This is a genomic window from Nostoc sp. (genome assembly GCF_036917975.1).
Classification (GTDB): domain Bacteria; phylum Cyanobacteriota; class Cyanobacteriia; order Cyanobacteriales; family Nostocaceae; genus Nostoc.
This window is the reverse complement of record NZ_JBALEJ010000036.1, coordinates 39,386-53,999: the sequence shown is the minus strand read 5'-3', so window position 1 is coordinate 53,999 and position 14,614 is coordinate 39,386. Positions and strand designations below refer to the sequence as shown.

The following is a 14,614-nucleotide window of genomic DNA, read 5'->3' as shown; positions in this document are numbered from 1 at the left end:
CTTCTGTTATCCGTGAGCATATTTTTACAAATCTTGGTCATGGTATCATTATCTAGAACTCATAGATGATGTTTTCTGTCAATGCGTAAGTCCTAAACCATTAAAACTTGGTCTTCAATAATTAGTTTAGGAGGGCGACCTGGCTTCCTCTTCTTTTGAGCATCAGCTTTAACTATATCAACCATTAATTCAAAGGTTTTACGGCTCACTCCAGTCATTCGCTTAAATTTTTTTGCAGTAAGCTGTTTGGCTTTCTCTATTTTCACTGCTACTCAAAGTCCTAATCACAAATTGCCAAGTTTCTTATTATACCACAAAACACTTTTGCAAGAGTTCTAATCCATTAGACCTCTTGCAAAAATCCTTGAATCACCCCTCCCCAACCCTCCCCTTGTAAAGGGGAGGGAGCAAGATTTCCAGTTTCCCCCCTTTATAAGGGGGGATTAAGGGGGGTCTATTCGACTTACGCAAGAGGTCTATTACTTATCTATATTAATTTTTATCCAATTAATAAAATCTGAGACTGTAATTTCTTCAGTTAAGAATAACTGATTTTTATCATCTCGATGCAAGTGAGGAATATATTGATTTGTATATTCCTTGCCAATACGACCATACTTTAAGCGAATAGCACGAGGGTCTGGACTATTATCAAAACCTGCTTCAACCCAGTCACCTCGCAAAATATAGTATCTATATTTTCGTAGCTCATCGCTAAATAATTCTGTAATCAGCACCCGATATTGTCCATATTGAGCTTCTAGACGCAGAATGGAACGTTTTGGAGTTATATCTGTTGTATAATTAATCTGCTCAAAATCAGCCTGAGCAATTGTTACTATGTTAGTAAAATAGTCTGTAATTTTTGTATCCAATCTTCAACTCCTTTATGGCAGAATTCCCAATCGGCTAAGTCAATCTCCCATACTTTATTTACAGAATTTTCTATCTGTTTGATAAATGCTTCATCCTCAGACACTTTCTTAGAAAAGCTAGAATAATCTAGTTGATATTTTTCCTGATACTTGGTATCTCGTTGACGAAGTTCGGTGATTTTGGCGGCGATTTTGTCGAGAGTATATTGTTTAAGAGCCAAATCCATTGATTCTTGTAAATCTCCTAGAGCGGCTAAAACTTCAATGTATTCATCTTTAATTGATACTGTTGCCATAACCTCTGCCTTAAAATTATTAGTTTTATTCAACCTTAATTTCAAATGAATTAATCATTGTTTCCGCTAGTTCTAAATACTTATTATATTCTTTCTCTTCAGCAGTATAACTAATAAAATATGCTTTACCATTTCTGACTGTGCCAATTTCCATCACTTTCAGCTTACATTGTCCGTCTTGGCGGGTATAGGTTAATTTATAAGCATTAAAGTTTGATAACGTTGTTGATGGTTGAGAATCATCTTTAACTTGTTGATTTGGATTATTATTTTTTATTTTTTGAATCGCCGAATTTTTATATTCCTCTAGAGATAACAATTGTGGTGATAATTCATTGATATTAGTTGTTATTTCTAAGATACAAGAATAAACTGTTTTTTGATTTTTAGGTGTGAATCGAATTACTTCATCAGGAAAAGCTTCTTTTATTGGCTGCCAGTCTAATGGATATTTGATTGTGATGGGAGAATTAGGATCTCTGTAAGTTTGAAGTTGAGGTTGGGGATTAATAAATTGGTATAAAATCCATAAAAGTATAGGGGTGATTATTGCGACTGTACCCACACTTAGCCACAGTTTCCGCGATCGCGGTTTAGGTGATAGTGTTTTGATAGCTTGCAATACTTCATTTGCTGAACCATAACGCTGGCGGTAGTCATATAGCACCATTTTATCGATGATATTTGCTAGTTTAGGGCTAACGTGGGTGCGTAGTTTACCGCCGTAGGCATCGCGCCAGACAATCTCCCCCGCATTGGTCTGGCGCATAGTATAGTAGCGCTAAAGAATCAAACCAGATCCACCGTAATCGTCGTAATTAAACAAACTATTAAATTACAACTCCCTTGACTTTTTGACTCAATGACCGCCTCTAATCATATTTGGCTACCTGCACCCACGGATTTCACTTTGCTACCGGATGAGATTCATGTCTGGCGCATAGACCTTAACCAACCAGAATCACAGCTACAAAATTTAGCTGCAACTCTTTCCAGTGATGAAATGGCTCGTGCTGAACGGTTCTATTTTCAGGAACATCGGCAGCGTTTCATCGCAGGTCGCGGTATTCTCAGAACTATATTAGGGCGCTATTTGGGTATCAAGCCATCACAAGTAGAGTTTAATTATCAACAGCGTGGCAAACCAGTATTAGCAGATACATTTGCCGATAGTGGACTGGAGTTTAACTTGTCTCACTCCCAAGGGTTGGGTTTGTGTGCGGTGAATTGTACTCGCCCAATTGGTGTAGACCTAGAATATATTCGCCTGATGTCTGATATTGAAGCTCTTGCCAAACGGTTCTTTTTACCGAGAGAATATGAGAAGTTGCGATCGCTATCTCCAAACCAACAGCAAGAAGTATTTTTCCGTTACTGGACTTGTAAGGAAGCTTATTTAAAAGCAACTGGAGACGGACTATCCCAGTTAGAGCAAATTGAAGTGTCGCTAACTCCCACAGAACCAGCCAAGTTAGAGATATCTGAAGACTGGAGTCTTTTTGAACTAGTACCCGCTAACAATTATGTTGCTGCTGTTGCTGTAGAGAATCTTGGCTGGAATTTGAAGTGTTGGCAATACTGATGTTGACTAAGCTCATCTCCTAGATGAAACAAGACAGATATTGTTGACAAATGACCAATGACCAATGGCAAATGGCAAATGGCAAATGACAAATGACAAATGACAAATGACAAATTACTTATCCTCCTGCATATTTCGCACAATTTTTGTCACCAGGTTTCTAGGTACAAATCTGACGCTTTTTGCCAGTATTGCATTGAGTAAACCAGGAATGACAATGGTTTGACCCTTCATTAAGGCACGAAAACCAACTTCAGCCACTGTTCGTGCATCCATCATCCTCTTGCCCTTGAGCAACTTAGAGTCAGCCATTCCGGTTCTTTCATGAAAAGCGGATGCGGTTGAGCCTGGGCAAAGAACTGTCACAGTGACACCTGTACCTTCTAACTCATTAGCGATCGCTTCTGAAAAAGATAAGATATAGGCTTTAGTCGCAAAATAAACCGCCATCAAAGGCCCAGGTTGAAAGGCAGCAGCCGACGCAACATTTAAGATTTTTCCTTCACCTTGCTTGACCATGCCCTTCACGAATAGCTTAGTTAAATGGGTGAGACAGACCAAATTTACCTGTAGCATTTCCAATTCAGCAGCTAAGTCTGTTTCGTGAAATAATCCATAGATACCAAATCCGGCATTATTTACCAGCACATCAACATTAATATCGGCGAGTTGTAACTCTGTAAAAATTTCTTCAGGAGCCGTTGATATAGATAAATCCTTAACAATAGTTTTGACAAAAATACCAAATTCTTTTTGAAATTTAACTGCAATTTCTACAAGCTTTGGCCCGTTTCTGTCTACTAAGACAAGATTATAATTATGAACAGCAAAAATACATGCTAATTCGTAGCCAATTCCACCAGCTGCTCCAGTAATAAAAGCAGTTTTTCTGTTCTGATTTTGATGTTTTGTGTTCATGTAAGAATGTTGGTGAATTCAACTTGATGAGGCTGCGTTGCATTTACAGTGATTCTCGCTCTACAATTAAGTACGCGTAATATCTCAACCTACAAGAAATATCTTGAGTTATTAGCCTTTCAAATGCTTGTTTGGTGCATTGAATAGATGTAGCAGTCCAAACGCAAATTTAGGACTTATGCATCGAAGAAGTTAGGCATTAAATAAGTTCGGTTATTTCAGACTGCTAGCATTTGGCTTTTGCTCGCTCACAAAAGCCAGGGGGTAAAATCAAACTTTTATGCCCGACATTAACCATTCTATCCTCAATTGCTTCTGTCAAGGGGTGAATACTAAAAATTTACATGATTGAGCATAAAAAAACAGGGCAATTATATTACCGCTGTTAATGCATGAGTTGTTGCTGGCATCGGAAATATTGGCTATTCAGTAGTACTGAGTTTTAAAAAACATGGACTAAATAAAATTATTTTGTAGGCTGTGTTACAGCTTCCGTAGCACCAAAAGTATTCGGGACGTTACGTTCCTAACACATCCTACTGGCGTGGCAAGGCTAAATAGTGCATAAAATTCTGTCTCTTGTGGTGTGGGCATCCTGCCCGCAACGGACGGGCGAGACGCCCATCCCACAAGAAAATTCTAATGCCTCATTTTAACAGAGTACGGTGGGTTTAAGTCTCCCGGTTCAATAACCAGTAAGTTTTGGGTCGGGGTCTAAATCCCCGTCACAAAACTTACTTGCGACTTGCGACTTGCGACTTGCGATTTGTTTTAAGCTTGCCAGACTACTACGAAAGTTGTGAATTACTAAGCGAGATTCAAGAAGCCACTTTGAATCAAGTAGGCGGTATAAGTCATAAACAATTGAGAGTCAATGGGAGGACAAGCAATAGAACTACCTGCGAGTGCATGAAGAGTGTCTTGGCAGCTAATATGAGGTCTTCTAGCTTGTAAATACAAATCGGGAATAGTCAGTTGTTCATCAGACCAGCGCTCAAGTAAAAATGGTCGCAGAGTATACAAAGGGTTGTCAGCAGAAGTCACATTATTGATTAACTCTGATTGCCATTTTTCGTAAGGAATCATTTCAACTGAATAACCAAAAGAGCGTATCCACTCAACTAGCATTTTTAAAGCGGCGGGTTGGGGATGTTGTAAATTGAAAGCCTTACCTATAGATTCTTTTTGCCGTGATAGATAAACGATCGCTTTACTTACATAGTCTACAGGTGACATATCCAACATATAATCTACATCGGGAAAATATCCCATTTGTAGACAGCCCTTGGTCATCAAATTGATAAAGTCATGAGTGTTACAAATGCCTGTTTTGCTATCACCTGAAATCAGTGGTGGTCTATGGATAGTTACAGGCAGTCCACGGTCACGAGCAATTTTAACTAATTTTTCAGCTACCCATTTTGTTTGTGAGTAACCAAGATAAATACCTTCCCAATGATTGAAATCATCCTGCTCTTTAACAACCTTACCAGCATAAGCAGTAGATTCAAAAACAGCAACACTAGAAACGTAATGTACAGGCTTGACTTTAACTTGACAAGCCAATCTCAAAACTTCTTGAGTACCTAAAACATTGGCTGCCTTCAATGCTGAGTATGGAAAAACATAATTCAATAAAGCAGCACTATGATATATAGTATCAATATTGGCAGCTAAGATTTGAAATTGTTCTGAAGCAATACCTAATAAAGGCTGAGATAAATCACCGACAATCGGAATAATTCTGGAGTTAAATTCTTCCTGCCAAATTGCATACTGCTCCAGATTTTTTTGAAGTTTGCTTTTGCCTTCTTCAGCATTAGCAGCACGCACTAAACAATAGATATCCGCATTGGTTTCCTGTAGCAATTCCCGGATGAGAAAAGCTCCTAAAAAGCCTGTTCCTCCAGTTAAAAAGATGTTCTTAGGTTCACCCACCAGCACATTAGATGCAGCACCAGGATGGATGGTGGGGTCAAGAACAGCCTCAGCACCTAAATCTAGAACAGAGGGTGCAGTGTTAGCATTAGAGGCTACTACCTTTGTATCTTGAACTGGTGAACCTTCTTGCACTTCTTCAGCTAAACGCTGTGAAAGAGCTTCAATATTTGGATAATGCCACAGAAGCAATGGAGATGGTTGAAATCCTAGCAACTTTTCTAAGTTACTGACTAGAATCATTGCTTGGGCTGAATCCAACCCATAGTTTTCTAAATGTTCTTTGACATCGATTTCATCAGTTGCAACTCCTAGCAACTTAGCTAAGTTAGATACCAAAAATATTTGAATATCGTCTGCGGTGAAAGACTGTTTTATAGTCATTTTTAAATCTCCAACAAGGATGTAGAACGAACAGGGTGATATTGACTGTAATAATCGTCAGCTTGCAGCCCTTGAATTTTCAAATTTTGGACACGGTACAAAAAGGCTGCACCAGTCATAATTTGATTAGCAACATCAACTACACCACGATTATTTGGTTCAGACAGGTAGGAACCGCGTACCCAGTCATTGAAACCGCCCATTGCCGGGCCACACCAAATTTGATAATCGACTTCTCTACCTTTTTCACCAGAACTAGACCAGCGAGAAGATAATCCTAAATACCAACGGAAAATCAACGCCATTTTCAGTTTAGGATTATTGACTGCTTTCCCAAGTTTCTCAGGATTTTTTTGGGACAAATAAGCCGCAGTTCCTTCCCATACTTCAGCAATAGTTTTACGAAAAACTTGTTTTTCTAATTTCTCTCTTTCTGCTAAAGGAATCTCTTCAATGGAATCATAAGCGCGATAGAGTTCAAATAATTTCTGCGCTCGCATGGGGAACATCGTACCCCGTTTGAGAACTTGCAATTTGACTCCCATTTCAAACATATCTGCTGCTGGGGCCATAATCATATCAGCCATTTCTGCTTGGGCTAGTAACTTTTTGGTATGTTCACAAGCCCCAGATTCAACACATGATTGATTAATGGAACCGGTCATTACATAAGCAGCACCCATCATGAAAGCTGCTAATGCTGATTGTGGTGTCCCGATTCCCCCTGCAACGCCGATTCTAATGGGTGTTTGGTAATGATATTGGGCTTGAATTTCATCCCGCAAGGCAATAATAGAAGGCAACACACAAACCAAAGGACGGTTATCTGTATGTCCTCCAGAATCAGCCTCGACGGTAATATCATCAGCCATCGGAACTTTAGCTGCAAGGGTTGCTTGTAACTCAGTAATTAATCCTTGTTCCAGAAGTTCTTTGATTATTCTCGCTGGTGCTGGTTGCAAAAATTTAGTAGCAACTTCTCGACGAGAAATTTTGGCAATGATTTTATTTTTGATTTCAATTTGATTGGCACTATTCAAACCCAATCCAGCAACACGGTAATAAACAATGTTGGGGGTCAAGTCGAGAAATGCTGATGCTTCTACTGTTCTCACTTGATATTTGAGGTATAAATCCACAGCCCGGCGTTCATTCGCTGGTTCATTCGGGCTGTGGATTAGATTAAATGCATAGGGCCCTTGAGGTAAAGCTTGTTGAATGCGATTTATGGCTGCTTCCAAACGTTCTGGAGTTAAACCACCTGCACCAAATGAACTCAAAATTTGTTCTTTTCCGAGTGCAATAACCATTTCTTCGGAAGCAATTCCGCCAGCCATTGCGCCGGTAACGTAGGCATATTTCACTCCATGAGAGGAGAGAAAATTCGGATCTCCAAACTGTTGAATACGGATTGGGGCTGCAAATGTTAGCAGTTCTACTTGTGCTGTTGTGCCATTATCACCAGGGGATAAATACCCTTCATTCGTGACACCGATTTTTCCGGCAACTTTCACGATGTAGCAGGGTTTATTTAACACCATCAATTTATCTTTGATGGTTTGTTTCTCGAAAGATACAGTTTCTAAAGAACCTTTCCAAACTTGGTTTTTGTTATATGACCAAGCGGAGAAGTTAAGGCCATTATCGTGTTTACTTAGTACCGTATCTACGGTTGTCACGGCAGTTATCCCTCGGATTACAAGCAATGGATGATATGAAGGGTGTGGACTCTGTTAACGAACCGCAGAGGCGCAGAGGGCACAGAGTAAGAGAGTAATACCAATTCTTTAGGAGATGCACGTAATAATTATTAAATGAACCGCAAAGGACGCAAAGGGCGCAAAAGAAGAGGAAGTTGAGAGAGAATTGGTATGAGATATTAAGATTCTTCGTTAAGCAAGTTTTGGGCGCAAGCTAGTTGCAATTGAATGATTTCGCTCATTTGCTGACTGTAATCTTGTCTAGCTTGTAAGAAGGCAGTGTGTGCTTTAGTTATCTTTGAATTATTCGCATTGAGCTTTTGATACTGTGTCTTATTTAAATCGAACATGCTGATGATGCTACTAATTTTTTTAGTGATGACAGGTGGCGAAGAAAGAGAAATTTGCTGCCCAATTGCGCTTGACTCAGAAGATTGTAATTGTTCTCTCGGTTCAAAAACGTTATCAATGATATTTTTCGGTTTTACTTCTTCTGGCTGAGGCAAGATGTTAGGGGAGTAAGTTTCTTGTTGGGTTATTTGGTTGGAAGTATTAAGAGAATCTGTGATTTCAGCTTGTTGGGCATCAGGTATATTTAGAGGCTGTATTTTGAAGCGATCGCTCCTAAGATCCCCAGCGAAATTTTCAACAAGTTTACGATTTTTATCACTCAAAATTATAGCAGCGATCGCTTTTCCACCCAAGGTAACTGTTCTCAATGTTGCTTTATTAGAATTAGCGGTTTCTTGGGCTTTGCTATACAGTGGTGATAAATCCACGTTCACTTGATGACTGAGTAGTTTTGCTAATGCTTTGACCATTGCAGCATGGTCATCCATTCCTCTACGATTCAGAGAAACTGTGATATGTTCTTGGTTGCCGAGAATTTTGTCAATCCATCGCGAACAGACATTACCTGCGCCTGCTTCTAAAAATATTTTGACTCCATCACCGTAGACACGATTAACTAATTGCGGAAAATCAAGTTCTTGGCACAATCCTTTGGCGATGTTGTGGGCAATGGTATTGCTATCAAGTGTAATTGGTTGATAATCGGCGGCTGAATAAAAGACAATACCAGGGAGATTTTGGGATGGTAAGGTGTTTACCTTCTTGATTTCCTCGTACTGCGATCGCATCGCTTCACAATGTATCACATGGTCGAAGGGAGCGGGGAAGGCGTTACAGCCTAGAGTTTCAATCACTCGCTTACAGGCGGCATCGTCACCAGCAATTAATACTTCTTCTGGTGTGTTAATTTGAGTTAAGTAGACGCGATTCTCATGTTTCAGGCATTCTCTAACTTGCGATGGAGTAGCCATGAGAACATAGGTATTCCAAAGATTGTTGTTTGGTGAATCGGTTAATCCCCAATATTCCCGCACAGCATTTTTTGGCCCAGATAACTTATCGCCAAATAGAGGTGATGAATTTAAGGTGTTGCTTCCGCCCTCAAAATTACTCCAAACCCCTTGGGCAACCATCATACTAGTTTCACCCAAGCTATACCCAAATACCGATTGCGGTTTGACTTGAAAATCATCTCTAAAAATTGCTGTCATGTATCTAGCAAAGGCAATTTCACTTTCAAACATTGCCAGTGAATCATCTAACAATTGCTTTTCCAGAGTTTCCAGTTGCCTGGTTGTCAATTTAGGTAAACTTCTGGGATAAACTAACTTTTCAACATCGGCAGCCCGGTTGTAGAGATTGTTACTTTTTAAGTCCTCGAAAACTTTCGGAAATAAGCGGAAGACGCTGCGACCAATGCCAATATAAGAATTGACTGCTGCGGGATAAACATAAGCAACTGCTCCAGTTTTACCCAATGGTTTCGCTGTGAAATAACTTCCTAAAGGTGTTTGCCAATCTGTACCGTTTTCAAAGGCATTGTTTATACCTTTGCGGGCAGATTCAATTTCTTTGAGTAAATCTTTTGTGTTACGTCCTGTGATTGATAAGACGTATTTTGGATTAGAATGCTGTTGAAAAGTAGCGAATGTTTGGCTGGCGGTAGCTGATAAAGAAGAACTCGCTTCTATGGTATTTTGGAGATTATTGAGAAGATCGGGTATAGTGGTGCGATCGCTAACTGCAATAGGGAACAGATGAAAAGACATTTGTTGCAAATATCTGTTGTCACGCTCCTCTTGGCTGGGTTCCTCCGATAAGATTAAATGGGCGTAACTGCCATCTATACCCATGCTATTAATTGCTGCTATTCTGCGTGTGCCGCCTTTATCGACAAACCAAGGTCTTGATTCCATTGCCACATAGAAGGGGCTACCTTCCCATACTTGCGGTGTTTTGACACCAGACCATTTGGGTGTGGCAGGAATATACCTGTAATAAAGACAGAGAGCGGTTTTGATTAAGCTAGCAATTCCCGATGCTGTATAGGTGTGTCCGATATTGGCTTTGACGCTGCCCAATGCACAATGCAAACCATTGCCGACTTTCGGATAAGCTTGCAGTAAACCTGTGATTTCCGCTTCATCCTCTTGAGGAACGCCACTACCAAAGACTTCTACATAGTTAACCTCTGTGGGTTGAATATCTGCCATCTCGAAAGCTTGTTTGCAGACATCACTGATAGCTGAGGCATCAGGTTTTACCAAAGCGTCACTCAAAGTAGAATTACTTTGTGCGAAACTCATGGCATCAATTACTGCATAGATGCGTTCATTGTCTTCCTTAGCAGCTTCGTAACGCTTAAGGACGACAGCACCCGCACCTTCGCCAACTGTCCAGCCATTAGCTTGTTGGTCGTAACCCAACGTGTTGACACCCGTATTAATTGGGGCAAATTGGCTGCGGAACAAGACGTTTTCTACACCACCTGCCAAATCTACCGCACCTACAACCACCGCGTCTACTTCGCCAGTAGCGAGTAGCATTTGGGCAATTTCCAAGGCTTTGAGGGCAGAATTTTCGCCAGCGCTGACGGTGAATGCAGGGCCAGTGAAATTCCATAAAGCCGAAATCCGACTTGCCATGATGTTGGCGATGTGACTTACATATTCGCCGATTTCTACTGGTTGGTGAATGCTATCTTTGACAATGGTTTCCAGTTGCGCCAGTTGTTCAGTAGGTAGAGAAATTCCTTGGTTGAGTAAGCCGTCTTTAACTTGCCAAGATAAATTCCATCTTTGCTGTAGCTGATGCACGGAAAATTCTGTTTCGGCGGCGACTATAACTGCTACATTACCGCCCTCCTGTAGTTTCGCATCTTTAACGGCGCGATCGCTAACTTTCAGGAGCAATAACTGTTGTGGGTTTAACTTCTCTATTTCATTCGGTGGGATTTTGCACGATAAAGTATCGATTTCAAAATCTTTGATATATGCCCCAACTGGCGCTTTTCCATCTGCTAAACCGTACTCTTTCAGAACATTTTCTTGATTTTCTATCCCATGCCATCTTTGAGGCGGTAAGGAAGTAAAATGCTGGGTTCCATCATAAATACTCCGTTCAAAAGCATCTAAGCCATTGCAGTTACCAAAAAAGGCATCCATGCCGACAATGGCAATTTTGGTAGGTGGAACAGGTGGAGTTGATTCAACTGATTCTATTGTATTTCCATGTTCTAAAATCAGATGAGAATTAGTGCCGCCAAAACCAAAAGCACTGATAGCCGCTCGTTTAATTGGTGTGTTATTATTCGGCCATGTCGTAGCTGCTCTAACAATTTTATCGGCGGAAATTGTACCTTTTTCTGACGTTAAAGGTTCCGAAACATTCATGGTTGCTGGAATTACACCATGAGACATACTCAAAATTACTTTAGTCAAGCCAACCATGCCAGCAGCAGTTAGCAAGTGACCTGTATTTGCCTTAGCAGAACCCACTAGAGGCGCAGCTTGATTTTGACCAAAGAATGTTTCTATGGAGTTGAATTCGGTTGTATCTCCTAGTAATGTGCCTGTGGCGTGACACTCTAAATAATCGATGGTTTTGGGGCTAAATTTCGCCTCGTTATAGGCTCGTTCAAATGCTAAAACTTGCCCTTTAGGATTCGGACTCAATAAATGCTTACCTTTGCCATCATTTGAGAGTCCATTACCGCAGATAGTGGCGAGAATATTATCACCATCTCTAACAGCATCAGAATATCTCTTCAGCATCACCATGCCAACACCATCGGCGGGGATTAATCCTCTAGATGACTTATCTAAGGGGCGGCTGATGCCGTTTTCTGCATACCCTTGAACACCAGAAAATAACATCCGCACGAATAGGGAATCTGCACAACTGATGGCTCCAGCTAACATGACATCAGCTTTATGTGACCATAAGTAATGGGATGCTAGTTTAATCGCATAAAATGATGACGAACAAGCAGCATCCAGACATAAATTAATCTGGGATAGAGAGAGAGCTTGAGCAACGATAGATGCTGGTAAACCAGATATCATCGCATTGTATAAAGACGCTTTAGTTGCACTTGGTAAAGCAGCTAAATCAAAATCTTCATCCTGCAAAAGTTCTCTGACGGCAGGGGTAATAGCTTGCTGGTAAATTGGAGAGAATAATTGATTAGATAATTTTGTCGGGAATGACAAATTACCTAAAATTACGCCGCATTTTGCCAGAACATTTTGATTACCCCAATAACCACTTTGTTCAATTGCTTGTTTAGCTGCATACAATGACCATTTGAAGGTGTTATCTAAACCAGCAACAAATTCTGATGGTAGATTGTATTCAGATGGATTAAACTGGAAGTTGCGGATGTATCCGCCTTTGAGGGAATAGGTTTTGTCTGGTGTACCTTTAACTGGATTGTGAAATATTGTCGGATCTACTCCGATTTCTTCGAGGGTTGCAGAGGATGTGGAATCTTTTTGATTAACGATGTTTTGCCAGTATTCTTCAGGGTTTTTGGCATCGGGGAATAGGCATGATAATGCGATGATGGCTATTTTTTCCACGATTTATATGCTCCGAGTTTGGGTATTTAGCAAGAGATATTTAACAGGCAGGATTTACGCTGTTCCCCAAACTTTGAAGTGGCAAGTTATAGCAATCCTATTTGAGTTGTGAAATTTACTTTTTTTAATCGAACCACAGAGGCGCAGAGAGCGCGGAGAGAAAAATGAAGAGAGATTTTTACAACTAATTTAGGATTGCTATATGGATGTTGAGTGGTAAAGGAGGATTATTAGCTTCTGAGCATTTTCATTGACCAAATAATAGCATGAGCGCCGAGCATTCGTGAGTATATTTTACCTTGGCGATCGTGTATGATAAAGTTTGCGATCGCACTACTTGGTGTCTTAGCTAGTACTTCACAAGAAACGTAAAATGTTTCGTTATGTGGTATGGCTTCAAACTGTTCAAATTTTTCGACTTTTCCAGGTAAACAACCTTCTTCATGAAAGTGTTGTGTCCAAATCCATAAGGCGTGCATACTTAAGTCTGTTGTGTAAGGATTTACCCATTGGACAGGGAATTGTCCTTGTTGCTGTGGGGTGAGTTCTGGCCACAGACATTCTGTTGTGATTTTTTCAGGACTGATGTTTAAAACTCTCTTAACTTCCTGAAAACCGGGGCCGTGAAATAATGTAGCCCCACCATTTTGGTAAAATGCTTTTCCTGTAGCGGTGATGATATTATCTGGTTCGAGATTGAGAGATTCATAAATGGGTGCAGTTGGGATTTCTCGCTGGAGATTGAGTTGAGCGCTAAAGTGAAAATGGATTCTCCCTTCAGGGTTTTTACTCGAAATTTTGGCTTTAAGTTCGATACTTTCAAAATTAACCTTGGAAATTTCTTCAATTTCTAAAATATGTTCTTTCGCTAATGTTTCATTGAAAGTAATTCCTTTCAAAACTTTAAAATCTTGGTAATTGAACAACCGATAACCAGGATATAATTGTTCAGAAGCATTAATAATCCAGGTCATTGCACAAGTTGCTGGTAAAACGGGAGAACCAGCAATAGTATGATCGTGTAAAAATGGGTTAGCCTCTAATGTCATTTGGCGACGGATACGATAGGTTCGTAATTCTGAATCTAACTCCGTCGCCAGTGGAACGAGTGGACTACCAATAACAACTTGTGAGGTTGCGTGATTGGTATTATCCATTTCTTTAACGAGCATTTGCGCCCCAACTGCAATAGGAATTATATCAATTTTTCGCTCTTGAAAAATCTTCTTTAATTCTGCTGTCACCATCCCACTGTCCCAAGCGCCCCAGTTGATAGCGACTACATGACATGAAGGATAACTTTGCTTAAATATATGGGCTGATTTGTTCAGAATTTCATTAGCGATCGCATAATCAGATTGTCCAGGATTTCCGTAAAAGCCTGTGACGGAAGAAAACAAAACTAAATGCTGAAGCTGATTAGGGTTGACGCAAGTTAGCAGGTTTTCTAAGCCTTGAACTTTGGCGGTGTAAACTTTTTCAAAATCCTCTTCTGTTTTCTTTTCAATTAACTTATCGGCTAAGTTTCCCGCGCCGTGGATGATTCCGGTAATTGGGCCGAGATGTTGCACAGCAGTGGCAAGTTTTTCTTGTAAAGCTGGCGTATCTGTGACATCGACGCTGATATATTCGGCTTTAGCTCCGGTTTTTTCAATTGCTGCTAGTGTCTTTTTAATTTCGCGACTGGAGGTTATTTTGTTATATATTTTTTGCACATTCATGGGTATGGGCTTCTCTCCTTGAGAAAGAAGATTTTCCATGATGCATTTTTTCAATGCGGAGTCATCAGAATTTTGAGCATAATCTGGCTCGGTTTCTAATAATTCGGAGCGACCGAGGAGGATAAATTTGCAGGGTTGCTGTTGGGCTAATCTGATAGTACACTCAGCCGTAATCCCTTTTGCACCGCCGCTCACGACAAAGACAGATGATGGACTAAGCTGGGCTATTTGTGTCATAAATCCTCGTGAATACCTGCATAAATTGGGTT

The 14,614-nt window shown here is 40.3% G+C and carries 9 protein-coding genes and 1 pseudogene; 1 reads left to right on the top strand and 9 read right to left on the bottom strand.

Features of this window, described 5'->3' with window-relative positions; genetic code table 11:
* Window positions 1–95: 95 nt before the first annotated feature.
* From V7K76_RS16705 to V7K76_RS16690, 4 genes and pseudogenes are all read right to left on the bottom strand, one after another.
* A pseudogene (locus tag V7K76_RS16705) lies at window positions 96–266 on the bottom strand (IS5/IS1182 family transposase); the annotation flags it as partial.
* Window positions 267–479: 213 nt separating this feature from the next.
* Window positions 480–875 carry a hypothetical protein gene (locus V7K76_RS16700; protein WP_334778719.1) on the bottom strand — a complete coding sequence of 132 codons (396 nt, stop codon included), beginning with the start codon at window positions 873–875 and terminating at the stop codon, window positions 480–482.
* A complete protein-coding gene (locus V7K76_RS16695; protein ID WP_334778721.1) occupies window positions 839–1,171 on the bottom strand; it encodes a hypothetical protein in 333 nt (110 codons plus the stop codon). Before V7K76_RS16695 ends, V7K76_RS16700 begins: the two co-directional genes overlap by 37 nt.
* A gap of 25 nt (window positions 1,172–1,196) precedes the next feature.
* Window positions 1,197–1,940, bottom strand: a complete 744-nt coding sequence (locus V7K76_RS16690; protein WP_334952159.1) for a PsbP-related protein — start codon at window positions 1,938–1,940, stop codon at window positions 1,197–1,199.
* A gap of 93 nt (window positions 1,941–2,033) precedes the next feature.
* On the opposite strand from V7K76_RS16690, the gene hetI reads away from it, so the two are divergent.
* Window positions 2,034–2,753 carry a 4'-phosphopantetheinyl transferase HetI gene (gene hetI / locus V7K76_RS16685; RefSeq protein ID WP_334778724.1) on the top strand — a complete coding sequence of 240 codons (720 nt, stop codon included), beginning with the start codon at window positions 2,034–2,036 and terminating at the stop codon, window positions 2,751–2,753.
* A 114-nt stretch (window positions 2,754–2,867) separates the two neighbouring features.
* Here hetI and V7K76_RS16680 read toward each other — a convergent pair whose 3' ends face one another.
* The 5 genes from V7K76_RS16680 to V7K76_RS16660 all read right to left on the bottom strand — a co-directional run bounded on the left by V7K76_RS16680 (window position 2,868) and on the right by V7K76_RS16660 (window position 14,582).
* Window positions 2,868–3,671, bottom strand: coding sequence for an SDR family NAD(P)-dependent oxidoreductase (locus V7K76_RS16680; protein WP_334778725.1), 804 nt, complete (start codon window positions 3,669–3,671; stop codon window positions 2,868–2,870).
* Window positions 3,672–4,478: 807 nt separating this feature from the next.
* Window positions 4,479–5,993, bottom strand: a complete 1,515-nt coding sequence (locus V7K76_RS16675) for a thioester reductase domain-containing protein (RefSeq protein WP_334778726.1) — start codon at window positions 5,991–5,993, stop codon at window positions 4,479–4,481.
* Between the two features lie 2 nt (window positions 5,994–5,995).
* On the bottom strand, window positions 5,996–7,672 hold the full coding sequence (locus tag V7K76_RS16670) for a PfaD family polyunsaturated fatty acid/polyketide biosynthesis protein (protein ID WP_334778727.1): 1,677 nt from the start codon (window positions 7,670–7,672) through the stop codon (window positions 5,996–5,998).
* A 200-nt stretch (window positions 7,673–7,872) separates the two neighbouring features.
* Window positions 7,873–12,624, bottom strand: a complete 4,752-nt coding sequence (locus V7K76_RS16665; protein WP_334952163.1) for a PfaB family protein — start codon at window positions 12,622–12,624, stop codon at window positions 7,873–7,875.
* Between the two features lie 230 nt (window positions 12,625–12,854).
* Window positions 12,855–14,582: an SDR family NAD(P)-dependent oxidoreductase gene (locus V7K76_RS16660; protein WP_334952165.1), complete on the bottom strand. Its 1,728-nt coding sequence runs from the start codon at window positions 14,580–14,582 to the stop codon at window positions 12,855–12,857.
* Between the last annotated feature and the right edge of the window lie 32 nt (window positions 14,583–14,614).